Annotated in this window: 19 protein-coding genes; 7 read left to right on the forward strand and 12 right to left on the reverse strand. The window is 70.9% G+C overall.

Features of this window, described 5'->3' with window-relative positions; genetic code table 11:
* Positions 1-185 precede the first annotated feature (185 nt).
* Positions 186-2,225 carry a SpoIIE family protein phosphatase gene (locus tag OG223_RS04400; protein WP_329242617.1) on the forward strand — a complete coding sequence of 680 codons (2,040 nt, stop codon included), beginning with the start codon at positions 186-188 and terminating at the stop codon, positions 2,223-2,225.
* 4 nt (positions 2,226-2,229) lie between these two features.
* Here OG223_RS04400 and OG223_RS04405 read toward each other — a convergent pair whose 3' ends face one another.
* Entirely contained in the window at positions 2,230-2,697 is a 468-nt protein-coding gene (locus OG223_RS04405; protein ID WP_329242620.1) for a hypothetical protein, read from the reverse strand.
* A gap of 144 nt (positions 2,698-2,841) precedes the next feature.
* Here OG223_RS04405 and OG223_RS04410 point away from each other — a divergent pair, with 144 nt between their 5' ends.
* On the forward strand, positions 2,842-3,810 hold the full coding sequence (locus tag OG223_RS04410; protein ID WP_329242622.1) for a GlxA family transcriptional regulator: 969 nt from the start codon (positions 2,842-2,844) through the stop codon (positions 3,808-3,810).
* A 5-nt stretch (positions 3,811-3,815) separates the two neighbouring features.
* Here the strand turns inward: OG223_RS04410 and OG223_RS04415 are convergent, their stop codons facing one another.
* The 4 genes from OG223_RS04415 to OG223_RS04430 all read right to left on the reverse strand — a co-directional run bounded on the left by OG223_RS04415 (position 3,816) and on the right by OG223_RS04430 (position 7,460).
* Complete coding sequence (locus tag OG223_RS04415; RefSeq protein WP_329242625.1) at positions 3,816-4,058, reverse strand: DUF5133 domain-containing protein; 243 nt, start codon at positions 4,056-4,058, stop codon at positions 3,816-3,818.
* 70 nt (positions 4,059-4,128) lie between these two features.
* Positions 4,129-5,898, reverse strand: coding sequence for an ABC transporter ATP-binding protein (locus OG223_RS04420; RefSeq protein WP_329242629.1), 1,770 nt, complete (start codon positions 5,896-5,898; stop codon positions 4,129-4,131).
* Between the two features lie 89 nt (positions 5,899-5,987).
* Positions 5,988-6,845 carry an aldo/keto reductase gene (locus OG223_RS04425; protein ID WP_329242631.1) on the reverse strand — a complete coding sequence of 286 codons (858 nt, stop codon included), beginning with the start codon at positions 6,843-6,845 and terminating at the stop codon, positions 5,988-5,990.
* A gap of 120 nt (positions 6,846-6,965) precedes the next feature.
* A complete protein-coding gene (locus OG223_RS04430; protein ID WP_329242634.1) occupies positions 6,966-7,460 on the reverse strand; it encodes an FBP domain-containing protein in 495 nt (164 codons plus the stop codon).
* A gap of 71 nt (positions 7,461-7,531) precedes the next feature.
* On the opposite strand from OG223_RS04430, the gene OG223_RS04435 reads away from it, so the two are divergent.
* The 3 genes from OG223_RS04435 to OG223_RS04445 all read left to right on the forward strand — a co-directional run bounded on the left by OG223_RS04435 (position 7,532) and on the right by OG223_RS04445 (position 10,441).
* Positions 7,532-8,107, forward strand: coding sequence for a TetR/AcrR family transcriptional regulator (locus OG223_RS04435; protein WP_329242637.1), 576 nt, complete (start codon positions 7,532-7,534; stop codon positions 8,105-8,107).
* 43 nt (positions 8,108-8,150) lie between these two features.
* On the forward strand, positions 8,151-9,329 hold the full coding sequence (locus OG223_RS04440; RefSeq protein WP_329242639.1) for a GDSL-type esterase/lipase family protein: 1,179 nt from the start codon (positions 8,151-8,153) through the stop codon (positions 9,327-9,329).
* Between the two features lie 224 nt (positions 9,330-9,553).
* Positions 9,554-10,441, forward strand: coding sequence for a Gfo/Idh/MocA family protein (locus OG223_RS04445; RefSeq protein WP_329242641.1), 888 nt, complete (start codon positions 9,554-9,556; stop codon positions 10,439-10,441).
* On the opposite strand, the gene OG223_RS04450 is transcribed toward OG223_RS04445, so the two are convergent.
* The 3 genes from OG223_RS04450 to OG223_RS04460 all read right to left on the reverse strand — a co-directional run bounded on the left by OG223_RS04450 (position 10,442) and on the right by OG223_RS04460 (position 14,499).
* Positions 10,442-10,798 (reverse strand): hypothetical protein, encoded by a 357-nt coding sequence (locus OG223_RS04450; RefSeq protein WP_329265127.1) that lies wholly within the window; start codon positions 10,796-10,798, stop codon positions 10,442-10,444.
* 164 nt (positions 10,799-10,962) lie between these two features.
* On the reverse strand, positions 10,963-11,853 hold the full coding sequence (locus OG223_RS04455) for a GNAT family N-acetyltransferase (RefSeq protein ID WP_329242644.1): 891 nt from the start codon (positions 11,851-11,853) through the stop codon (positions 10,963-10,965).
* Between the two features lie 225 nt (positions 11,854-12,078).
* Positions 12,079-14,499: a GH92 family glycosyl hydrolase gene (locus OG223_RS04460; protein ID WP_329242647.1), complete on the reverse strand. Its 2,421-nt coding sequence runs from the start codon at positions 14,497-14,499 to the stop codon at positions 12,079-12,081.
* Between the two features lie 361 nt (positions 14,500-14,860).
* On the opposite strand from OG223_RS04460, the gene OG223_RS04465 reads away from it, so the two are divergent.
* Positions 14,861-16,072 (forward strand): beta-1,3-glucanase family protein, encoded by a 1,212-nt coding sequence (locus OG223_RS04465; RefSeq protein WP_329242650.1) that lies wholly within the window; start codon positions 14,861-14,863, stop codon positions 16,070-16,072.
* 50 nt (positions 16,073-16,122) lie between these two features.
* Here OG223_RS04465 and OG223_RS04470 read toward each other — a convergent pair whose 3' ends face one another.
* Positions 16,123-17,655, reverse strand: a complete 1,533-nt coding sequence (locus OG223_RS04470; RefSeq protein ID WP_329242652.1) for a DUF4331 domain-containing protein — start codon at positions 17,653-17,655, stop codon at positions 16,123-16,125.
* A 205-nt stretch (positions 17,656-17,860) separates the two neighbouring features.
* On the opposite strand from OG223_RS04470, the gene OG223_RS04475 reads away from it, so the two are divergent.
* A complete protein-coding gene (locus OG223_RS04475) occupies positions 17,861-18,958 on the forward strand; it encodes a PP2C family protein-serine/threonine phosphatase (RefSeq protein WP_329265129.1) in 1,098 nt (365 codons plus the stop codon).
* A gap of 3 nt (positions 18,959-18,961) precedes the next feature.
* Here the strand turns inward: OG223_RS04475 and OG223_RS04480 are convergent, their stop codons facing one another.
* The 3 genes from OG223_RS04480 to OG223_RS04490 form a co-directional block, all read right to left on the reverse strand.
* The gene (locus OG223_RS04480; RefSeq protein WP_329242655.1) at positions 18,962-21,208 is read right to left on the reverse strand and encodes an MMPL family transporter; all 2,247 of its coding nucleotides are present in this window, start codon (positions 21,206-21,208) and stop codon (positions 18,962-18,964) included.
* A 94-nt stretch (positions 21,209-21,302) separates the two neighbouring features.
* Positions 21,303-21,743, reverse strand: coding sequence for an Lrp/AsnC family transcriptional regulator (locus OG223_RS04485; RefSeq protein ID WP_329242657.1), 441 nt, complete (start codon positions 21,741-21,743; stop codon positions 21,303-21,305).
* A 24-nt stretch (positions 21,744-21,767) separates the two neighbouring features.
* Positions 21,768-23,117, reverse strand: a complete 1,350-nt coding sequence (locus OG223_RS04490) for a transaminase (protein ID WP_329242660.1) — start codon at positions 23,115-23,117, stop codon at positions 21,768-21,770.
* Positions 23,118-23,267: the final 150 nt, after the last annotated feature.

A 23,267-nucleotide genomic window follows, 5' to 3' on the forward strand; every position in this document is an offset into this window, starting at 1 on the left:
CAGTGGGGTCGGGACAGCACCAGAATCCGGGGGCTCGTCCGCGTCCGCGCGGGTACGTGCTCCATACGGCCCCGTCGGCTCCCTCTTCTTCACGGTGTTGCCGGGTGGGCCGTGCTGTGCCGTAATCGGATGACCCGTGGTGCGGATCTTGGCGGTGCCGTGCCGCACCGGAAGGAGCGGCTGGGATGGACGCGTACGGTGCCGGGGACGACGTCACGGCGACCCCGGGTGGGCTGCTGGACCTGTTGCGGGTCGCGGCCGTGGTCCTGGATGCCGGCGGGTACATCACCCTGTGGAGTCCGGAGGCGGAGCAGTTGCTCGGCTACTCCCCCGAGGAGGCGCTGACGCAGCGCGCGGACCGGCTGCTGGTGTCGCCCGACGACCGGGTCCGGGCACGTGAGCTGTTCGCCCAGGTCGGTACGGGCGCCCGCTGGGCGGGGGTCTTCCCGATGCTGCACCGGGACGGCACGGAGCGGCAGGTGGAGTTCCGCACGATGCGGCTGCGCGACAGCCACGGTCAGGCGCATCTGCTGGGGCTGGCCGCGGACGCGACGACGGTACGGGGCGTGGAGCGGGACCTGGCCACGTCCCACAGCCTGGTGCGGCAGACACCGGTGGGCATCGCGGTGTTCGACACCGAGCTGCGCTGGGTCGGCGTCAACCCGGCCCTGGAGCGGATCAACGGCGTCCCGGAGGCGGAGCTCATCGGGCGCCGGGTCGGCGAGGTGCTGCCGGATCTGGACGTGGCGGCCATCGAGTCACGCATGCGGCATGTGCTGATCACCGGCAAGCCGCTGCTCGACCAGCAGACCGTGGGCCGGACGCCCGCCGACCTCGTGGACCGGGCGTACTCGGAGTCGTACCACCGCATCGAGGACGCGCAGGGCCGGGTGCTCGGGCTGGCGATGGCCGTCCTGGACGTGACCGAGCGGGAGCAGGCGGCGGCCGAGGTCGCGCAGGCGCGCCGGCGGCTGTCCGTCGTGGCGGAGGCCGGGGTGCGGATCGGGACGACGCTGGACCTCCAGCAGACCGCGCGGGAACTGGCCGACGTCGCGGTCCCGCACGTGGCCGACCTGGCCGCCGTGGACGTACTGGAATCGGTCGTCACGGACGGCTCCATCACTCCGGTGACCGAGGACGCGCAGGTCGAGTTCCGGGCGCTGGCCGTCGCCGCCGGCTACCTCACCGACGCGATCCACGCCGCGGACCCGGTGGGCGAACTGGCCACCTACGGCCCCCACCGCATCATCACCCAGTGCGTCCGCGAGGCCGGCCCGATCCTGGTCGCGCGGGTGGACCCGCCGATGATGCGTCGCATCGCCCGGGACGGACGCGCCGCCCAGACCCTGCGCACGGCGGGCGTCCACTCCTACCTGGCCGTCCCGCTGATGGCCCGCGGCGAGGTCCTGGGCACGCTGAGCCTCTACCGCACCGTCAACGAGCGCCCCTTCGACGAACAGGACCGCGTCCTCGCCTCGGAACTCGCCGCGCGCGCCGCGATCTGCATCGACAACGCCCGCCTCTACGGCCGCGAGCGCACCACCGCGCTGACCCTCCAGCGCAGCCTGCTGCCATCGGCACCGGCCCGGCAGGAGGGGCTCGACATCGCCGCCCGCTATCTCCCGGCGCTGAGCGAGGTCGGGGGCGACTGGTACGACGTGCTGCCGCTGGGGCCGGGCCGCACGGGTCTGGTCGTCGGCGACGTGATGGGCAAGGGTGTCCAAGCCGCCGCCATCATGGGGCAGTTGAGCACCGCGACCCGCGCGCTGGCCCGGCTCGACCTGCCGCCGGCGGAGCTGCTGCACCACCTCGACGACCTCACCGGCTCCCTCGGAGACACGATCGCCACGTGCGCGTACGGCGTCGTCGACCTCGGGCGCGGCACCGTCGCGCTGTCCAGCGCGGGGCATCTGCCGCCCGTCCTGATCCACCCGGACGGCGCCGCGGAACTCCTCGACATTCCCGGCGGAGTCCCGCTCGGCGTCGGCGGGGTGGACTTCGGGACCGTCGAAGTCGGCTTCACCACAGGCGCGTTGCTCGCCCTCTACTCCGACGGGCTGGTGGAGAACCGCGGTGAGTCGATCGACGTGGGACTGCACGCGCTGACAAGGCTGTTGCAGAGTTCCCGGCGCCCGCTGGAGCAGACGAGCGACATGCTCCTCGACGCGCTGCGCCCGGAACCCGACGACGACGTGGCGCTCCTCCTGGTCCGGGTCACGGGCTGACCGGTCAGGCGCCCGTCGTCGAGCCGGGACGGATGATCATCAGCACGGTGACGGTCGCCCACAGCAGGTTGAAGATGCCGGTGAACACGGCGAGTTGAACGGTCCCGGCCCGCTCCACGGGCCGCCGTGCGCCGAGTTCCTCCAGGAGTTCGTCCTGCCGCGGCAGGACGAACGCGATCAGGATGCCGGCCGCCACCGCGGTGAGCGTGATGGAGGCGATGAGCCAGCCGCTGCCCAGGACGCCCATGGCGGAGGCGGTCGCGAAGCCGAAGAGGGGCACCGCCAGCCCGACCGCGCCGTAGAGACGGCAGATGCGGTGCAGCAGTCGTACGGTCGTCACCCCCGCGTCGGGGCCGTCCGCGCCCGCGAGAGCGCGGCGGGCCGCCGGGGGGAACATGCTGGCGGCGACGGTGACGGGGCCGACCGCGACGATGGCGGCCAGGACGTGCAGAGTGAGAAGGATCTTGGTCACCGGCCCAGGCTAGGGAGGTCCCGCCCGCGAGCACAGAGGCTGAAATGACAGCTTCCAACGGATTCTCGCCAATGCGTTCCACTGGCCATTTGCGACAGAAGGCCCTGTCATCGGCCTGGCGGGAATCCGCCTATCGTGGTGTTCATGCACAACGTCGCGATTCTGGTTCTCGATCATGTGGTGCCGTTCGACATGGCGACACCGATGGAGGTGTTCGGCCGTACCCGGCTGCCGGACGGGCGGAACGCCTACCGGGTGCGGGTGTGCGGCGAGACGCCGGACGTGCGGACGGACGGGTTCACGCTGCGGGTCGACCACGGGCTGGAAGCGCTGGCGGACGCCGACACCGTCATCGTCCCGGGCCGCTCGGAGCAGGCCGCGCCGCCCTCCGCGCGGGTGCTGGCGGCACTGCGGGAGGCGGCAGCGGCGGGCACCCGGATCGTGTCCATCTGCGTGGGGGCCTTCGTGCTGGCCGAGGCCGGACTGCTGGACGGGCTGCGGGCCACCACGCACTGGGTGGCGGCCGACGCCTTGGCCCGCGCCTACCCGCTGGTCGAGGTGCAGCCGGACGTGCTGTACGTCGACAACGGGCAGATCCTCACCTCGGCCGGGGCCGCCGCCGGTCTTGACCTGTGTCTGCACCTCATTCGGCGGGACTACGGCTCGGCGGTCGCCGCGGACGCGGCCCGGCTGTCGGTCATGCCGCTCGAACGCGAGGGCGGGCAGGCCCAGTTCATCGTCCACCGGCACCCGCCGATCCCGCAGGGCTCGACCCTCGAACCGCTGCTCCGGTGGATCGAGGACAACCTCTCCCACGAGGTCACCCTGGGCGCGCTGGCGACGCGATCGGGCATGAGCGAGCGGACGTTCAGCCGCCGGTTCCGCGAACAGACGGGCAGCACACCGCTCCAGTGGCTGCTGCGGGCCCGGGTCCGGCGTGCCCAGTACCTGTTGGAGAACAGCGACCACACCATCGAACGCATCGCCCAGCAGGCCGGGTTCGGCTCCCCCACCGCGTTCCGCGAGCGCTTCCGCCGGGTGGTCGGCACGAGCCCGCAGGCGTACCGCTCGGCGTTCCACGGCAGGACGGTTCCCGAAGCGGCGTTCTCCTGACGGAACTACGCCACGGCGCGGCCGTCCGTGACCGCGCCCGGCCGTGTGCCGCGCGCCGCCGCGAGCAGGGCGTCCGCCTTGACGATGGCTTCCCGGATACCGGTCGCGCCCGTCATCACGCAGAGGGCGTGGCTGACGTCGTTCAACTCGGCCGCCGCCTGCGGACGGTGCTTCTCCGCCTGGGAGATGCGCAGTACCGCATACCGGGTGAGCAGTTTCCTGACGGCCTTCGGGTCCGGCACGGGCACGGAACACCCCTCTCTCTTCCGCTTCGTGTGCCCCGTCGGCGCCGGATCACGCACCCGGCACGAGATCCGCTCAGGCGACCTGCCCGCTGTGCAGGGCCGTGTACGCCCCGCCCCGGCGCAGAAGTTCGTCGTGCGTGCCGACCTCCAGGATCTCCCCGTCGCCCATCACCACGATCCGGTCGGCGCTTCGGACGGTGGACAGCCGGTGCGCGACCACGAAGGTCGTACGGCCGCGCAGCAGCCGGGCGAGGGCCTGCTGGACGAGCGCCTCCGAGCGGGTGTCCAGGGCCGAGGTCGCCTCGTCCAGGACGAGCACCTTGGGGTCGCGGATCAACGCCCGTGCGATGGCGAGGCGTTGACGCTGACCGCCGGACAGCCGGGCCCCGCGCTCGCCGACCAGGGTCTCCAGGCCCTGCGGCAACTTGTCCACGAACTCGAGGGCGTTGGCGTCCCGCAGTGCCGCGCGCACCGAATCCTCGTCGGCGTCGTCCATGCCGTAGGCCACGTTGTCGTGGATCGTGCCGTCGAAGAGGATCGACTCCTGGGGGACGACCGAGACGAAGCGGCGGTACGTGCGCAGGTCGAGGGTGTTCATGTCCGTGCCGTCGAGCAGGAGTTGGCCGGTGGTGGGGCGGATGAAGCCGATGACGAGGTTGAGGACCGTGGACTTGCCCGCGCCGGACGCGCCGACGAGGGCGACGGTCTCGCCGGGTGCGACGGTGAGCGTGAAGTCGCTGACGGCGGGCCGGAGTTGCTCGTCGTAGGTGTGGCCGACGTTCCGGAAGGTGACGGCTCCGCCGACCTCGGTGACCTTCGCCTTGCCCTCGTTGTCCTCCAACTCGGGCGCCTGGAGCACCTCTCCGACCGAGCGGACCGATTCCAGGCCCTTGGTGATGACCGGGGCCAGGGTCGTGAGGGTCGTGGTGGAGTTGGTGAGGGTGGTCAGGAAGGCGCTCAGCATGACGACGTCGCCTGCGGTGACTCCCCAGACGCCGTAGTACGACACCAGGGCCGAGCCGCTGAGGACCATCACGCCGACCACGTTGAGGACGACCCAGGCCAGTGAGCCGAAGCGGCCGTTGAGGAGGTCGAGGCGGTTTCCGGAGGTGAGCAGGCGGCGCAGGGTGCCGTCCATGCGGCGCAGTGCCTTGCCCTCCAGGCCGTGGGCGCGGGTGACCGGGATGAGGCGGGTCATCTCCGTCACGCGCGAGGACAGGGTCTCGACCTCGTGGCGGAACTGCTCGTTGTGGGTGCGAAGGCGCGCCTTGAGCCGGGAGACGAGCAGTGCGGCGACCGGTACGACGACGATGAAGACGGGCACGAACTCCGGTGTGCGGAAGCCGATGATGACCAGTCCGCCGGTGAGCACGGTGATCGCGCCGAGGCCGGTCTCGGCGGTCTGCTGGACCATCTGCTCGACCGTCTCCACGTCGCGCACGACCTTGGCCTGGAGCACGCCGGCGCTGACCCGGGAGTGGTAGCCGATGGAGAGCTGCTGCATGCGGGTGCACAGGGCCGAGCGCAGGTCGGTGCCCATGCGGCGGACGCTGCCGTAGAGGAGGCGGACGTAGAGGACGTGCAGGGGATAGTTGATCAGCAGGATGAACAGGATGATGCCGGTGCTGATCCAGAGTCTGCTGACCGGCTGGTGCTGGACGACCGTGTCGATGATGGACGCGGTGATCAGCGGGAGCAGCCAGATGGGGCTGTGCTTGACCGTGAACACGGCGACGGCCAGGGCCAGTCGTCGGCGGTCGGCGCGGAACAGGTAGGCGAGGGTGCGGATCGGGTGTTCGTCGCGGTAGCGGTGGTCGAGCGGTTTCTCCGTGGATGACGCCATGGGCAGTGATCCTTCCCCTGCGACCGGGCGGCGGGCAAGCGCTTTCCATCCTTGCCCGCCCCGATGGCACCTCAGGCGTCACGGCCTTCTCAGACGGCGTCCAGCTCCGCGATCTCCTCGGCGGAGAGGGTCAGTTCGGGTGCGGCGGCCGAGTCGCGGATCGTCTCGGGGCGGCTGGCACCCGGAATCGGTACGACGACCGGGGACTTGGCGAGCATCCAGGCCAGGCACACGCGCTGCGGGCTGACGCCGTGCTTCTCGGCGATCCGGGCGAACGGCGCGTAGGCGGAGCCGAGTTCACCGGCGCGGGCGATGCCGCCGAGCGGGCTCCAGGGCAGGAACGCGATGCCGAGTTCGTCGCAGAGGTCCAACTCCGGCTCGCTGGAGCGGAAGGCCGGGGAGAACTGGTTCTGCACGGAGACCAGTCGGCCGTCGAGGATCTCGTTCGCCAGCCGGATCTGCTCCGGGTCCGCGTTCGAGATGCCGGCCAGGCGGATCTTGCCCTCGTCGAGCAACTCCCGTACGGCGCCCACCGAGTCCGCGTACGGGACCCTCGGGTCGGGGCGGTGGAACTGGTAGAGCCCGATGGCCTCGACGCCCAGCCGGCGCAGGGACGCCTCGCAGGCCTTCTTGAGGTACTCGGGGCTGCCGTCCAGGGTCCAACTGCCGTCCCCCGGGCGGAGATGGCCGCCCTTGGTGGCGACCAGGACGTCCGCGCCCCGGTCGTGGGAGGCGAGGGCCTTGGCGATCAGGGTCTCGTTGTGTCCGACCTCGTCGGCGTGCAGGTGATAGGCGTCCGCGGTGTCGATCAGCGTCACGCCCGCGTCGAGGGCGGCGTGGATGGTCGCGAGGGAGCGTGCCTCGTCCGGCCGCCCCTCGATCGACATGGGCATTCCGCCCAGGCCGATCGCACCGACCTCGACGTCACCGATACGGCGGGTCTCCATGGCTCGTGCTCCTCTTCCGGTCTTCCGGCTCGGTCGTCCGACTGTCGCGCCCTCCAGCCTCTCCGGCCCGGGCCCCCAGGTCCAATAGAAGAAACCGAACGCATCCAGCAGCGGGACTGCTCAATGCGCGGCGATCCTGGCGACGAACGCCGTGAGGTTGGTGACGGTCCGTCGGATCTTCTCCTCCAGGGTGAGTGATTCGGGCAGCCGTGCGCCGACGCCCGCGTCCTTCTTGCCGCGCACGTACAGCGGGCAGGCGAGGTCGCTGCATATGTAGGCGCCCACGGAGTTGCCCTGCTGTCCCGCCCTGCCGGCCTTCGCGGCGGCCATGAGGGAGACGCCTCCGGTGTGGGTGGTCAGGCAGAGCGAACACATGCTGCGCCGCGCCTGCCAGGAGGCGGCACCGGTGGCGCGCAGCGCGACCGCCGTGAGGCGGCCGTCCAGCTCGGCGGCCAGATAGGCCCGGTCGGGGGCCTGGGGGTCCCGCCAGCCGAGGAAGTCCAGGTCGTCCCAGGGCCGCTCGGCCAGGTCACGGGGGACGGACAGGCGCTTGGCCTCGCCCTTGGTGCAGTTCACGAAGGCGGTGCGGATCTCCCGCTCGGTCAGAGGTCTCATGAACGGCACGCTAGTTTGCCTAAAACCTTTAGGCAAATGCATAATAGTTATCGTCGAATGGGAGGAAGATCATGGCCAGAGCAGGACTGACGCCGGAGCGGCTGACCCTGGCGGGGGCGGAGCTGGCCGACGAGGTGGGCTTCGACCAGGTGACCGTCTCGGCGCTCGCCCGACGGTTTGACGTCAAGGTCGCGAGTCTGTACTCACACCTGAAGAACTCCCAGGAACTCCGCACCAGGATCGCCCTGTTCGCCCTGGAGGAACTCGCCGACCGGGTCTCCGACGCCCTGGCCGGACGGGCCGGCAAGGACGCCCTGGCCGCCTTCGCCGACGCCTACCGCGACTACGCCCGGGAGCACCCCGGCCGGTACGACGCGGCACGGCTCCGGCTCGATCCCGAGACGGCGGCCGCCAGCGCGGGGGTACGGCACGCGCAGATGACCCGGGCGATCCTGCGCGGCTACGACCTGGCCGAGCCGGACCAGACCCACGCCGTCCGGATGCTGGGCAGCGTCTTCCACGGCTACGTCAGCCTGGAGCTGGCCGGCGGCTTCGAGCACAGCGCGCCCGACGCGCGGGAGTCCTGGACCTGGATCGTGGATTCCCTCGACACGCTGCTCCGGAACCTGGCCGCGCCCCGGACCTGACACACCCGACCGTCCCGGAAACCCCGATCACCAGGTTGAGGCGATGAACACCGAGCACGACATGATCACCACCCCCGTCACCACCGACCTGCTGCGAGGCCACCTGGACGTGGAGACGACCGCGCACGGCCTGCTGCCGCACCGGCTGCCCGCCCGCGCACGCCGGCAGATACCCGACGACCAGACAGCCGTGGCCGAGGCACAACCCTCAGGTGTACGGCTGGTCTTCCGCACCCGGGCCACCACCATCGACCTGGACACACTGCCCACCAAGCGCGTCCACCGGGGATTCCCGCCCCCGCCGGACGGCGTGTACGACCTGCTGGTCGACGGCCGCCTCACCGCGCAGGCCACGGTGCCCGGCGGCCGGGTGCGCACGATCACCGACATGGTGACCCAGACCTCCGAGCTCACGGAGGGGCCGCCCGGCACCGCCCGTTTCACCGGTCTCCCGGCAGGTGACAAGGACGTCGAGATCTGGCTCCCGCACACGGAGATCACCGAGGTGATCGCCCTGCGCACCGACGCCCCCGTCGAAAGGGCGCGGGACAATGGGCGCAAGGTATGGCTGCACCACGGCAGTTCCATCAGCCATGGCTCGAACGCCACGCATCCGACGGCCACTTGGCCGGCGCTGGCAGCCGCCCGGGGTCAAGTGGAGCTGGTCAACCTGGGGTTCAGCGGCAGCGCACTGCTCGACCCGTTCACCGCCCGGGCGATGCGGGACACCCCCGCGGATCTGATCAGCGTCAAGATCGGCATCAATGTCGTCAACGCCGACGCGATGCGCCTGCGCGCCTTCGGTCCCGCGGTCCACGGCTTCCTCGACACCCTCCGCGAGGGGCATCCGACCACCCCGCTGCTGGTCGTGTCCCCGATCCTCTGCCCGGTCCAGGAGGACACTCCGGGCCCGCTCATGCCCGACTTCGACGGCGGGACCCTGGGGTTCAGGGCGACCGGCGACCCTGCCGAACGGGCCCTCGGGCGTCTGACGCTCACCGTCATCCGCGCCGAACTCGCCAGGATCGTCGAGCAGCGGGCGACCGACGACCCGAACCTGCACTACCTCGACGGCCGTGACCTCTACGGCGACAAGGACTACGCCGAACTCCCGCTCCCGGACGCGGTCCACCCCGACCCGGCGGGACACCGGCGCATCGGCGAGAACTTCGGGCGGCTCGTGTTCGGTGGCGGCGGTCCCTTCGCGACCGAGAACGGCTGAGAACGACTGAGGCCGGCCGAGCGGGACCACGACCGCGCCGCGGCTCGGCTGCGCTAGGACTCGACCAGGCGAATCACTCCTCGTCCCTCCCATGGGCCGCGCGATGCGCCGAGTGGCGGGGAGTGCTTGCGCACCCGCCCCGGTCGTATGGCACGCTCACCTGCGACCGGACGGCCGGATCGACTCCGGCCCGCCACCCGGCTCGACCGCGGAAAGGCAGCGTCATGCGTATCGGACTGCTCGGCACCGGCCCTTGGGCCCAGATGGCTCACGCCCCCGCCCTCAGTGGGCACGACGCGTGGGACTTCGCGGGCGTGTGGGGCCGCCGCGCCGACGCCGCCAAGGAACTGGCCGACCGGCACGGTGTACCGGCCTACGACGATGTCGACGCCCTGCTCGCGGACGTGGACGCCGTCGCCGTGGCGCTGCCGCCGTCCGTGCAGGCCGAGTTGGCGGTGCGGGCCGCGCGGGCGGGATGTCATCTGCTGCTGGACAAGCCGCTGGCGCCGACGGTGGATCAGGGGCGGACCGTGGTCGACGCGGTGCGGGAGGCCGGGGTCGCGTCGGTCGTGTTCTTCACCACCCGCTTCCAGCCCGAGACGGAGGCGTGGATCACCGAACAGGCCGCCGCCGAGGGCTGGTTCACGGCCCGGGCCGAGTGGCTCGGCTCGGTGTTCACCAGCGACAGCCCGTTCGCGGCCTCGCCCTGGCGGCAGGAGAAGGGTGCGCTGTGGGACGTGGGCCCGCATGCCTTGTCCGTGCTGCTGCCGGTCCTCGGCGACGTCCGCCGGGTGGCCGCCGCCGTGCGGGGTCCCGGCGACACGGTCCTGCTGGTCCTGAACCACGCCGGCGGTGCGTCCAGCACGCTGACCCTGAGCCTCACCGCGCCGACCGCGGCGGCGGGAGCCACGGTCGAACTGCGCGGCGCGGCCGGGGTGACCAGCATCCCCGACAGCTCGGGCGACGCGGTGTCCGCCCTGGTGCGGGCCGCCGACGCGCTGGCCGAGGCGGTGCGCACGGGCCGACCGCACCCGTGCGACGCGGCTTTCGGACAGCGGGTCACCGAGATCCTGGCCGAGGCCGAAGCCATGGTGGACGCCGACGCCGGCTGATCACCCGCCGTCGGGCGCCTCCTCGTCCTCGCCGAACGGCTCGTCGCTCCACCGGAACCAGGCCCGCTCCCCCTCGATGTGCAGCAGGAACTCGGGGACGGGCCCGTCCGGCGAGGTGAGCGTCACCTGCCGCCGGACCTCGTCGTAGACCTCCTCCCACCGCGTCCACTCGTCGTCCGCCTGCACCAGGGCGAGTTCCCGCGCGAACAGGTCCCGTACGGCGTCGAAGGCCGGACCCGGGGTGAACTTGCCCGACAGCCAAGGGAAATCGGCGTCGTCGATCAGGATCTCCCCCACCGGTTCCGCGCCCGCTTCCGCGCGCGTGCGCACCTGCCAGACCTCGCCGACGAACCCCATGCCCGCCTCCATCCCGCCGTAGAGCGATGTGCCGTGGAACCACGTGTCGTAGAACCATGTGCCGTGGATCAACCTGTCGCCAGCATGGCACCCGGCACTGACAGTCGGCCCGGTGCGGATCGCGGGCCGGGCCGACTGTCCCTCGGGGCTACGGGGCGGTGCGGTTACTCGACGACATGGAAGTTGGCCCGCTCCCGGATGACCGGGTAGCCGGCCTTGGCGAAGTGCGCGGCCATCGGGAAGTTGACCTGGTCCGTGGCGGCGGCGATGAACTCGGCGCCGCGTTCGACGAGGTAGTGGGTGCACTCGGCGAGCAGGTCGCGGGCGTAGCCGTGGCCGCGCTGTTCCGGTACGACGCCGATGAAGCCGATGCACGGGCCCGACGGGTTGTGGGCCGGGATGTGGATGCCCGCGAGGTCTCCCTCGGGGGTGCGGGCGACCTGCCACCACTCACGTGGGGACGGGCACCAGCGGAAGAAGTCGATCTCCTCCTGTGCGGCCTGGTCGACTCCCCCTTGTCGGATGGCCAGTTGGGAATGGGCGTCGAGGGTGACGGAGTGGATGCGGCGCAGTGCGTCGAAGAACACGGCGTCGTCCGGTTCGGGGGCGAAGACGAGCCGTCCGGGGCGTTCGGGCAGCCCGCACTCCGGGGTCCACCGGTAGATGAAGCGCTCGACCAGGAGGTCGTACCCGGCCGCGCGCAGGGCGGTGAAGCGTGCCTCGGCGGCGGCGCGCGCCTCGGGGCTGTCGCGCCAGCCGGCGGGGAGGTTCAGTTCCGCGCCGACGCGCCAGGGTGCGCTGCGCAGGAGTTCGGCCCCTGCCTCCTCCTCGCCCTCGAGCACGTCGAAGCAGTTGACGGTGAGGGGTTCGGTGTCGTTCGGGCCGCCCCACCAGGCGCCGCGCGCGACGACCGTGCCGTCGCGCAGCGCCACCCGCTGCCAGTCGGGCCGCCAGGTCGTCAGCCGGTTCGCGGCTCGGGCGCCGAGCGGGTCGGGAAGGGTGTCGAAAAGATGGGCGTCGCTCTCGTCGAGCGCGCGAATGACCAGATCGGTCATGGATTTCCTCCGGGAGGGGTACGGCGTGGAGCGCTCCCGGTCAGGTCAGTCGTGTCACGCCGGGTCAACGGGGAGGGAGCGCTGGGGTGTTGTGGACCTCATGGCACTCGCCTCCTTCCGCTGGTCTCAGGGCGTGTACCCGCACGTTAGGGGACGGGTCCGCCGCCCGTCCACCGCATTTCCGGGTCGGCCCGGCGGAGCGGGGCTCCGCCGGGCCGGTGCGCGTCACTTCGGGAGGTGTACCGGGTCGGTCGCCCAGCTCGTGTTCGGTTCGGTGGCGAGCCGGACGTCCAGCCTGCCGCCCTTGAGGGTCGGTCCCGCGCCGGTCCACGCGCGCGTGAGGTCATGGCCGTCGAGCCGTACGGCGTCGACGTACCGGTGGGTGTCGTCGGCGTCGGGGGCGGTGACGACGATGTCCGTGCGGCCCGGCCGGTCCACGACCGCCTTCGGGAACAGCGGTGCGCCGAGCAGCAGGTCGGCGCTGCCCGGGGTGCGCGGATAGATGCCGAGAGCGGAGAAGACGTACCAGGCGGACATGGTGCCGAGGTCGTCGTTGCCGGGCAGGCCCTTGGGTCCGGTGCCGTAGGCGGTGTCGAGGATCTGGCGGACCGTCGCCTGGGTCTTCCAGGGCTGGCCCAGGGAGTTGTAGAGCCAGGGGGCGTGGATGTCGGGCTCGTTGGTCGGGTCGTAGCGCAGCGCGTCGCCGCCCCGGACCGACCACGCCCCGTCCGCGGTGTGGAAGAAGCCGTCGAGCCGGGTGGCGGCCGTCTCGCGTCCACCCATCGCCTCGGCCAGCCCCTGGACGTCCTGCGGGACCATCCACACGTAGGCGGCGGCCGAGCCCTGTGCGAAGCCGAGATCGCTCGCCGGGTTGAACGGTGTCACCCAGGAGCCGTCGAGGTTGCGGGCCTGGATGTAACCGGTGGCGGGATTGAAGACGTTGCTCCAGTAGGCGCCGCGTTCGGTGAAGGTCTTCGCCTCGGCGGTCCGGCCGAGCAGTTTGGCCCACTGGGCGAGGGCGGAGTCGGCGACCGCGTCCTCCAGGGTCTCGGCGGCGCCGCCCCAGCAGTGGCACGCGTCCTGGGCCGCGTAGTGAGAGGTCATGTACTGGGCCAGGTTGGGGCGTTGGCCCACGCACTGGCCGGGGCAGCCGGCGTCCGAGAGCTCGTCCGCGTTGGGCACGGTGGCCTGGTGGACGAGTGAGTCGAAGGCCCCCTGGTAGTCGAAGTTGCGGACGCCCATGGCGTAGAAGGTGGCCAGGGTCGCGGCGGACGGGTCGCCGGTCATGACGTGGGTGGCGCCGCTGATGTGCACCCAGCGGTCCCAGACTCCGCCGTTCTGCCGGGCGAAGTTGTAGAGCGACTGGGCGAAGTCGCCCGCGACGGTGGGCTTCAGGAGGGCGAGCAGTTGGATCTGGGCGCGGTACTGGTCCCAGCCGGAGAAGTTGCTGTACTGCGCCCGCTGTCCGCGCGCCAGCCGGTGGACGGCCTGGTCCATGCCCCAGTAACGGCCGTCGGTGTCACTGATCAGGTTGGGCTGCATGAGGGCGTGGTACAGCGCCGTGTAGAAGGTCTGGCGGCGGGCGGGGGTGCCGCCGTCGATGCGTACGGTGCTCAGTTCGCGGTCCCACGCGCGGGCGCCCGCTGTGGCGACGTCGGCCACGCGCGCGTGCGGGGCGATCTCCTGGCGGAGGTTGGTCTCGGCTCCGGCGAGGCTGACGTACGAGATGCCGAGCCGCATGTGGACATCGTTGTCAGATGTCGTGTCGAAGCCGACCCAGCCGCCGGATCCGCGACCCGCGCGGTCGGCGCCGGTGGCGTATCCCTCGCCCCCGGAGGCGGTCGTCGAACCGGGCGACACCGTGCTGTCGTGCCAGGTGCCGACCGAGGAGAAGGCGCGGTCGAAGGAGGCGCTGAAGTAGAGCCGGTAGTAGCTCTTGCGGTTGTTGACGCCGCCGTTGGCGCGGCGCCCGCAGAAGGCGCCGGTGAGGACCCAGCCGGTCACCTTGTGGTGGACGGTGTCGATGTCGACGTGCGCGTCGGCGCTGCCGTTGAGGGAGTTGGAGACGCGGAAGAGCAGACTCGCCGGACGGTCGGAGGGGAAGGTGAAGTCGGCGACTCCGGCGCGTTTGCTGACGGCCAGGTCGGCGGTGGCTCCGGAGGCGAGACCGAGGGTGTAGCGGCCGGGGGTGGCCTTCTCGTCGGCGTGCGAGAAGTTCGACGCGTAGACGGCGTCCTTGGTGTCCGCCGAGGGTGACGAGGTGACGTCGCCGACGAACGGCATGATCGGTACGTCGCCGGCCGCGCCGGGGTTGCAGCCCGCGCCGTTGACGTGGGTGAGGCTCAGACCGCGGATGCGGGTGGCGCCGTACTCGTATCCGTTGGCCGCGCCCGTGCTGGTCTGGTCGCCGGTGGTGCTGGTCGGCGACCAGGCGATCATGCCGGACGGGAGGGTGGCGCCGGGGTAGGTGTTGCCGCCGTTGGAGGAACCGATCAGCGGGTCGACGAGCGAGGACAGCTCGCCCGCGGAGCCGGTCGCCGCCGCGAGGGCGGGGAACGGGGCGGCCGCGGCGAGCGCGGTCGCGGTCGCCACCGCCGCGGCTCCGAGGCCGAACCGCCGTGCCGTGCCCAGTAGTTGGTGACGCATGCGTCAAGTCGCCTTTCGGAGAAGGGACATGGGGGGCCGAAGAGACAGGCCCGGAAGACAGGGGGCCCCGCGAGGCTAGGAGGCCGCGCGATGGGAGGGAAGAGGCGCCCGGGTACGGGTGATGAAGCACGGGTGAACGCTTCGCCAGGCACTTAAGTGATCCTTAAGCAGGGATTAAGCCATCCATCTTGCCGGGTTCCCGCAGGTCAGCGAGGTGACGACGTCCCGTCGAACCCTTGGCCGGGGCGCCTCTCGTGCGTAACATCGGGCTCCGGCGGCGGTGCCGACGCACGCTGTGAGAGCGCTCTCAACGCGTCGGCACCGTCCGCTTCGAACTGCCCGACGTCCGGAGGCCCCCCACATGACTCCCCCGACCCCCCGCCATCAGCGCCCGCTCGGCCGCCGCAAGCTCCTCTTCGCGCTCGGGGGCGCCGCGGTGGCCGCTCCCGCACTCGCGGCGCTGGCGCCGCACGCCCTCGCGGACACCAAGTCCCCGGAGACCAGCGCCGATCAGGCGGGCGCCCTCCCGCTGACGCTGGTCAACAACAGCGGCTCGTTCGACAACGCGAACGTGCACGTCTACATCGTCGGAAACGCGGACGGCAAGCAGGTGCGGGTCACTGCGGACGGCACGCTCGCGCCGATCGCGCTCTCGGACAACGGCGCCGACGGTTTCACCGACTACGCGATCAGCCTCGGCTCCGGTGCGGAGACGACGATTTCGCTCCCGTACCTGTCGGGCCGCATCTACGTCTCGCTCGGCGCGAAACTCAGGTTCAAGGCCGTGGCGGACGGCAACGGCGATCCGGCACTCCAGTACCCGGCCGGCTGGGTGACCTCCGACCCCAACTACCAAATCCTGCACGACTGCGCCGAGTTCACGCACAACACGGCGGGCATGTTCTGCAACACGACGATGGTCGACATGTTCAGCGTGCCGCTGAGCATCCGGCTGACCGGCGCGCAGGACCGGACGACGGGCACCCTGCGCGACGGCGGCCGGGCGTCCGTGTTCGACGCGGTGCGGCAGGTCGAGGCGTTCGCCCCGCTGATCGTGGGCGACACGCGGGTCGTCGCGCCGGGGCACGGACTGGACGCGGGCCTGTTCGCCGCGGACTACTTCGCGCCGTACATCGACGAGGTGTGGAGCACGTACACCGGCAAGGACCTCACCGTCAGCACGAACGCGGGCGCCTTCACCGGGCGGGTGCGCGCCGACCGGTTCACGTTCACCGGACCGGCCTCGGTCTCGTTCGCCAAGCCGTCGACGCGGGACGTGCTGTTCTGCGACGGCAACCTGGCCGCCCCCAACGACGGCACCACGGGCCCGGTCGCGGCCGTGCTCGGCGCGGGCTTCAACCGCTCCACGCTCCTGTCGGACCCCGCCCAACCGACCACCGACGCCTCGGCGTTCTACCGCACCGACCTCACCAACCACTACGCGAGGGCGGTGCACGCGGCCACCGCCGACGGCAAGGCGTACGGCTTCGCCTTCGACGACGTCGCGGACTTCGCGTCGTACGTGCAGGACACGGCGCCGACGGGGATACGGCTGACGCTCACGCCGTTCTGAAGCCGGAGAGGGCGGGAGCGCGGCCCCCGCCCTCTCCCGTTCCGTGCCGCTCAGTTCGAGCGCATGCGCCGACGCCACCAGGCCAGGCCCAGGCCGATCAGCAGGATGCCCGCCGCGCCCGAGGCCGCCGAGGCGGCGATCAGGCCGGTGTCGCGCGTACCGCCCGCGGAGCCTGCCGGCTGCAGGGCGTCGCCCACCTGGTCGCGGACGCTGTTGCCACCGGCCGTGCCCTTCGCGAGCGGGCCTCGCGAACCGGCGACGGGCTCGGCCAGGTAGGGGAAGGAACCGCCGAACTTCTGGTCGTTCGCGTCGACCGCGTCCCCCAAGTCGTTCTTGGAACCCACCAGTTCACCCTCGACGGCCTGGAGCGAGATGTCCACGACGTCATCGGTGAGCCGGCGTCCGTTCGGGAAGCCCGCGTTGTCGCCGTCGAGGACACCGAGCCGTTTCGGGTCGGCGGCCGGCTTGATCGAGGTGTTCAGGCGCAGCATCTCCGCCGGTCGCACGCCCGGGGGCTGGTTGAGGCCCTTGACGCCCTTCAGGTAGACATCGACGAGATCGTTGCGGGGTTCCGCGGGTGCCTTGATCTTGTAGACGGCCTCCATGAGCTTCGGCAGTTCCGGGTTGGTCACGTTCTTCAGGAACTGCCCGTCGTTCCACGGCGAGGACGCGTTGAACTTGTCCTTGTCCTTCAGTGGATTGACGACCTCGTTGACCAGCGGGTTGCCCAGCCGTGAGACCTGCTCGAAGTTCCCCTGGGCGTTCTTCCGTTGGGTGGTCGACCAGATACCGACGACCGGCTGCCGCTTCGACTCGGTAATCATGTCGGTGGGCAGTTGCAGGGCGATCGAGTTGACGTTGTAGCCCTTGAGGGTGTCGTTGCCGACCTCGCTCAGATTGCCGCCGTAGAGCAGGTCGAACACCCGCAGGTCCAGGAAGAACGGGTCGTCCGCCTGACCGGCGAACGTCCGCCCTCCGTGGGCGAGTTGACGCACGGCCTGCCCGCGCAGCGTGCCGTAGTCCGGCATCGACGCCTTGCCGACGTTCGACGGAGCCACCGGTATGTCGTCGGCGAGCTTCGTCTTCGACACGAGGCTCTGATTGTGCAGCTTGAGCAGGTCGATGTCGTAGGTCTGCGTGACGTTCAGGTCCGGGTCGTCCAGGCTGGTGACCGGGCCCGTGTTGTACAGGAACGTCTTCTTGTTCTTCGTGTGCGTCCTGAAGGTGTAGCGCAGCAGCAACTCACCTTGCGCGTCACCGTTGTTGTCGATGTGGATGTCGTACTGGGCGTCGTCCGCGAACGTGTAGAAGTTCGGGCCGCCCGCCGGGTCCTCGAACGGGATCCAGTTCGCGATGATCGTCGTCGTCTCCGGATCGTCCGGACTGACGAACGCGTACACGTCCGTGTTGTCGTACTTGGGCTGCCCCGAGATCAGCGGGGCCTCCCGGTGACTGGAGGCGGAAGCCGCCCCCGGTTCCAGCGTGGTCATGCCGGCGGCTGCGAGTCCCCCGGCGGCCAGCGCACCTGCTACGAGGGTCGCGACGCTGCTGCGCCGCGCACCGCTCCTGAAGTTAGGTGTCATACCGTCCGTCCTCCATGCCAACTTCCCTGACGCTTGAGGATTCGGAACGGCCGCCCTTGCGGATTGGTGCGTATTGGCTGATCTGACCGATCTTTCAGTTGATCTGCGGATTGATCTCGACTTCGGCGAACGGCGGACAGTGCCCGACCGGCCGGGCGCTCGGCGTGCGGGGCCGGTCCCGCCGTAGGAGCGTGGTGGTGTGGGAATGGTGCGGGGTCTGGTGGCGCGCCGGAGCCGGGAGCCGGCCCGGCGTGGGTGGCTTCGGGGCGCGCCGGCCCCGCTGTGGGTGCGGGTCCTGCCGGGGGTGCTGGTCGGCGGGGTGGGTGTGGCGACGCTGGTGAGTCCCCACTCCCTCGACATCGGCTTTGTGCTGGGCGCCATTCCGCCGCTGGCCGGGCTGTCGTACGGCCCGGTGGCGACCGTGCTCTTCGGCGGGCTCAGTGTCGCCCTGCTGACCGTTCCGGCCTTCCACCTCAATGATCCGGGCAGTACGGATCTGCTGACGATCTGCTTCGTCGCGTTGCTGAGTGTGTTCATCTCCTTCGTACGGAGTCGTCGTGACGCCCAGCTCGATCTGGAACGTACGGTCGCCGAAGCCGCGCAGCGGGCCGTCGTGCCGCCGTTGCCGGAGCGGGTGGGGCCGGTGGGGTGTGCGGGGCTGTACCGGGCGGCGCAGCGCGGGACTCTGGTCGGCGGGGACTTCTTCGATGTGCGGGACGGGCCGTACGGGGTGCGGGCGGTGATGGGCGATGTGCAGGGGCACGGGTTGTCGGCCGTCGCGACCGTGGCCTCCTTGCTGGGGGCGTTCCGGGAGGCGGTGCTCGACCGGCCGGACCTCGAATCGGTCGCCGCGCGGCTCGACCGCAGGCTCGTGGTGGACTCGGCGCGGTCGCCGCACGCGGAGCTGTTCGCCACGGCCGTGCTGCTGGAGTTCGCGGCGGACGCGCGGGCCGTGCGGATCGTGGCCTGTGGGCATCCGGCCCCGGTGCTGCTGCGCGAGGGCCGGGTCATGGAGATCGACCTCGTGCCGTGGACTCCGCTCGGCCTCGGGTTGCTGGACTCGGGTCCGCTCGGTGGTGTCGATGTGCCGCTGTCGCCCGGGGACCGGCTGTTCCTGGCCTCCGACGGGGTGTGGGAGGCCCGGGACGCGGCCGGCGTCTTCTACCCGTTCACCGGCCGGCTGGCCGTGCTCTCGAACGGCGACCGCGCCGATCTCGCGGAGCGGTTGTGGGCCGATGTGCTGCGGCACTCGGAGGAGATCCGGGACGACGTGAGCATGCTCGTCCTGACACCGGACGGCTGAGGTTCACCTCGCCTCCCGCTCCCCCTCCGCGTCGATGTGCGGCAGGATCCGGTCCAGGAAACGGGGTGTCCACCAGGCGTGCCGGCCCAGCAGGGTCATGACCGCGGGCACCATCAGCAGCCGTACGACGGTGGCGTCGATCAGCACGCTGACGGCCAGGCCGAGGCCGAGCATCTTGACCACGATGTTGTCGCTGAGGACGAAGGCCGCGAAGACGCTGACCATGATCAGCGCGGCGCAGGTGATGACGCGCGCGGTGATCTCCAGGGCGTGCGCGACGGACGCCTCGGCGTCGCCGGTTCGCAGCCAGGCCTCGTGGACGCGGGAGAGCAGGAAGATCTCGTAGTCCATGCTCAGGCCGAAGATGATCGCGAACATCATCATCGGGACGTAGCTCTCGATGGGGACCTTGCCGGAGACGCCCAGCGCCGGGCCGCCCCAGCCCCATTGGAAGACGGCCACGACGACGCCGTAGGAGGCCGCGATGGAGAGCACGTTGAGGACGGCGGCCTTGAGGGCGACCAGGAGGCCGCGGAAGACGGCGAGGATGATCAGGAAGGCCAGCGCGACCACCACGCCGATGATCAGCGGCAGCCGGCTCGACACGATGTCGCGGAAGTCGACCTGGGCGGCCGTGGTGCCGGTGACATAGCCCTTGGCGGAGGTGCCGGCGACCGCCTCGGGCAGGGTGTCGTGGACGAGTCGGTTGGTGAGGTCGGTGGTGTCGGCGCTCTGCGGGGACTGCTTGGAGTAGACGGTGCCGACGAGCACGTCACCGTCCTTGGTGGTCGTCAGCGGGGTGACCTTGGCGGCACCATGCACCCCGTCGAGGGTCTTCTGGGCCTGGGTGGTGAGGTCCGAGCGCTGGGAGGACGGGACGCCCGTCTGGTCGATGACGATGGTGAGCGGGCCGTTGGAGCCGGGCCCGAAGGCGTCGGTCATCAGGTCGAAGGCGCGCCGGTCGGTGAACGAGGTGGGGTCGGCGCCGTCGCCGATGTGGCCGAGCTGGAGGGAGAAGACCGGGATCGCGAGGACGACCACGGTCGCGATGCCCGCCGCGAGGAAGGTCCACGGCCGGTGTTCCACGCGTTGCGCGTAGCGGTGCCAGGTGCCCGTCGGTTCGGCGCCCGGCTCGGCGTCGGTCTCGGCGACCGGGCGGCGCACCCGGTAGCGGTCGATCCGCTTGCCGAGGAGCCCGAGGAGGGCGGGCACGAGCGTGAGCGCGCCGATGACCGCCGACACGACCGTCACGGCGGCGGCGAGCCCGAGTTTGCCGATGAAGGGCACGCCGGACACGAACAGTCCGGCGAGCGCGATGATCACGGTGCAGCCGGAGACGAGGACAGCCCGTCCGCTGGTGGCCGTGGCCTGTCCGGCGGCGCGCACCGGATCGCTGCCGTTCATGAGGTTCTGCCGGTGACGGGTGATCAGGAACAGTGCGTAGTCGATGCCGACGCCGATGCCGATCATCGTCGCGAGGGTCGGTGACACCGTCGCGAAGGTGAACGCCGCCGCCAGCAGTCCGAGGCAGGCGAGTCCGCCGATCACGCTGATCAGCGCGGTCACCAGAGGCATCGCGGCGGCGAGAACACTGCCGAAGCCGATCAGCAGGACGACGATCGCCACGGCGAACCCGATGAGTTCGCTGACCCGGTCGTCGGCGGCGGGCCGGGCGAGTTCGCCGAGCGGTCCGCCGTACTCGACCTGGGCACCGGCGGCGCGCAGCGGCTTCACGGAGCTGTCGACGCCGTGGAGGTAGCCGTCGCCGAGGGTGGACGGCTGCACGTCGAAGCGGATGGTGATGTAGCCGGTCTTCGCGTCGGACGACAGGGGTCCCACGTTCGGACCGGAGGACGTCGGTGTCTGCGCTCCGGGCTGCGGCAGCGGGTTCTGGACCGACAGGACGTGCGGGAGCTTCTGCAGGTCGCCGACCGTCTCGGACATCTGCGAGTCCAGGGAGGTCAGTGTCTTGTCCTTGTCGTGCAGGACGATCTGGCTGCTGTACCCGCCCGCTGCCGGATCGTGGTCCTTCAGTACCTGCAGACCGTGCTGGGACTGTACGCCGGACAGCGAGAAGTCGTCCGAATAGTCGCCCCCGAAGGACCTGTTGAGGACCTGGAGCGCGGCGAGTGCGACGAGCCAGGCGACGATGACGATCACGAAGTGCCGGGCGCACCACTCCCCCAGCCTCCGCAGCACCCCCGTGGCTGCGGCCCCGCTGCCCTCTGTACTGGAATCCGTGGGCGTCATGACCTCGGCCTTTTCCGCCAGGGGACATTCCCGACACCCCCATTAGACGCCCACGGGATCACTCCGGCATCTCGGGCCCGCGCTCAGACCGCGGTCATCCCACGTCCCACAGGAACCGGTGGGTGTGGATGCCGAAGTACGGGAACGACCGGACGCTCCTGACCCCTTCGACCGCCCGTACCACGTCGTTGACGAAGTCGAGCAGGTCACGTGGCCCGGGTGTGACCACCTCGGCGAACAGGTCGAACCCGCCGGAGGTGAGCACGGAGTACACCACCTCGTCGCGCAGGGCGAGTTCGTCCGCGACGGCGCGCGGGTCGCCGTCCACCTCGATGCCGAGCAGCGCCATGGCCTGCCCGCCCATCGCCATCGGGTCGGTCACCCCGACGACCTGAACCGCCTTGGAATCCAAGAGGCGTTGGAGCCGCTGCCGGGCGGCCGACGCGGACAGACCGACCTTCGGTCCGAGGTCGGCGTAGGCGATACGTCCGTCGGTCTGGAGCTCGCGCAGGATGGCCCGGTCGATGTCGTCCACGTGCCTGTTCTCCAACTCCCTGTGTCAGTCGGCCAGTTCGGCGAGCGCGTCGGCGAAGACCCGGGTGTGGGTGTCCACGTCCTGCTCGGTGGTGTCGGGGCACATCAGCGCCATGCTGTGGAACGGGGTGAGCAGGATGCCCCGGTTGGCGAGGTAGAGGTGCAGGAAGTCCTCCAGCTCCGGGTCGCCGGCCGCCTCGGACTCGGTACCGGTGCGCGGTGCCGGGGACGCGAAGCGGTACTCGCTGCGGGCGCCGAGGCGGCTCACCGTCCAGGGCAGCGCGTGCGCGTCGATGCCTTCCTGCACTCCGGCCGCGAAGCGTTCGGAGAGCTTCGCCATGTGGGCGAACGCCTCGTCGGTCAGGACGTGTTCGAGCGTGGCGCGCATCGCGGCGACGGAGAGCGCGTTGCCCGCGAGGGTACCGCCGACCCCGCCCATGTCGACCAGGTCCAGGTCGGCACGGCCGAGCAGCCGGTCGGCGAGTTCGACGGAGAGGCCGTAGGCACCGGCCGGGATGCCGCCGCCGATCGCCTTGCCGATGGTGAGCAGGTCGGGTTCGAGGTCCCAGGCGGCGGTGCAGCCGCCGGGGCCCGCGGAGAAGGTGTGGGTCTCGTCGATGATGAGCAACGTGCCGTATTTCCTGGTCAGTTCGCGTACGGCGGCCAGGTAGCCGGGCTCGGGCAGCACGATGCCGATGTTGGTGAGCGCGGGTTCCATGAGGACGGCGGCGACGTCGCCGTGCGCCAACTCCCGTTCCAGTTGGGCGGGATCGTTGAACTCGGCGACGCGGCTGGTGAGCGTGACGTCGCAGGGGGCGCCGACGTTGCCGGGGCGGGCGGTGCCGTGGCCGTCGGGTCCGACGACGATGAGGGACTCGTCCACGCTGCCGTGGTAGCTGTAACTGTTCACCAGGATCTTGGGGCGGTCGGTGACGGCCCGGGCGAGCCGGATCGCCCAGCGGTTGGCGTCGGTCGCGGTGAGCGAGAAGCTCCAGCGGGCGAGCCCGAAGCGACGGGTGAGTTCCGCGCCGACCCACTCGGCGTCCTCCGTGGGCAGCATGGCCGTAGCGCCGCCCTGTTCCGCGAACCGCCGTTGCACCGCCTCCGCGACGATGGTGGGCGAGTGGCCGGCCATCGCCCCGGTGTCGCCGAGGCTGAAGTCGATGTACTCGTGCCCGTCGATGTCGGTGACGCGGGCGCCCCGGGCGGTGTCGAGGTAGCGGGGGAAGGCTCCGGCGGTCTTGTTCATCCAGGTCATCGGCACCCGCCCGAAGAGATGCTCGGCACGGGCGTAGGCGGCCTTCGAACGCGGGTTGAGCCGCTCGGCCTCAGCGCTCTCGCGGGCAAGCAGGTCCTGTAGGCGCGTGCGGTCCATGGGGCACCTCGGTGACGTGAGCGACAGAATGCCCGGACGATATGCCTGAAAGAGGTGCGGCGGCAAGAGATGACCACGGAATCGGGTGTTTCGGCGATTGATTCGTGCGGGGATGCTGTGGCTTTGGACCTTGGCCGGCTGCTGGCGGCT

The organism is Streptomyces sp. NBC_01478 (genome assembly GCF_036227225.1).
In the GTDB taxonomy this organism is placed as follows: Bacteria; Actinomycetota; Actinomycetes; order Streptomycetales; family Streptomycetaceae; genus Streptomyces.

Bases quoted from the DNA above. Each gene is read 5' to 3' on its own strand.
- OG223_RS04400 (WP_329242617.1), top strand. From the start codon at position 186: ATGGACGCGTACGGTGCCGGGGACGACGTCACGGCGACCCCGGGTGGG.
- OG223_RS04410 (WP_329242622.1), top strand. From the start codon at position 2,842: ATGCACAACGTCGCGATTCTGGTTCTCGATCATGTGGTGCCGTTCGAC.
- OG223_RS04420 (WP_329242629.1), bottom strand. From the start codon at position 5,898: ATGGCGTCATCCACGGAGAAACCGCTCGACCACCGCTACCGCGACGAA.
- OG223_RS04425 (WP_329242631.1), bottom strand. From the start codon at position 6,845: ATGGAGACCCGCCGTATCGGTGACGTCGAGGTCGGTGCGATCGGCCTG.
- OG223_RS04430 (WP_329242634.1), bottom strand. From the start codon at position 7,460: ATGAGACCTCTGACCGAGCGGGAGATCCGCACCGCCTTCGTGAACTGC.
- OG223_RS04435 (WP_329242637.1), top strand. From the start codon at position 7,532: ATGGCCAGAGCAGGACTGACGCCGGAGCGGCTGACCCTGGCGGGGGCG.
- OG223_RS04440 (WP_329242639.1), top strand. From the start codon at position 8,151: ATGAACACCGAGCACGACATGATCACCACCCCCGTCACCACCGACCTG.
- OG223_RS04445 (WP_329242641.1), top strand. From the start codon at position 9,554: ATGCGTATCGGACTGCTCGGCACCGGCCCTTGGGCCCAGATGGCTCAC.
- OG223_RS04450 (WP_329265127.1), bottom strand. From the start codon at position 10,798: ATGGGGTTCGTCGGCGAGGTCTGGCAGGTGCGCACGCGCGCGGAAGCG.
- OG223_RS04455 (WP_329242644.1), bottom strand. From the start codon at position 11,853: ATGACCGATCTGGTCATTCGCGCGCTCGACGAGAGCGACGCCCATCTT.
- OG223_RS04460 (WP_329242647.1), bottom strand. From the start codon at position 14,499: ATGCGTCACCAACTACTGGGCACGGCACGGCGGTTCGGCCTCGGAGCC.
- OG223_RS04465 (WP_329242650.1), top strand. From the start codon at position 14,861: ATGACTCCCCCGACCCCCCGCCATCAGCGCCCGCTCGGCCGCCGCAAG.
- OG223_RS04470 (WP_329242652.1), bottom strand. From the start codon at position 17,655: ATGACACCTAACTTCAGGAGCGGTGCGCGGCGCAGCAGCGTCGCGACC.
- OG223_RS04475 (WP_329265129.1), top strand. From the start codon at position 17,861: ATGGTGCGGGGTCTGGTGGCGCGCCGGAGCCGGGAGCCGGCCCGGCGT.
- OG223_RS04480 (WP_329242655.1), bottom strand. From the start codon at position 21,208: ATGACGCCCACGGATTCCAGTACAGAGGGCAGCGGGGCCGCAGCCACG.
- OG223_RS04490 (WP_329242660.1), bottom strand. From the start codon at position 23,117: ATGGACCGCACGCGCCTACAGGACCTGCTTGCCCGCGAGAGCGCTGAG.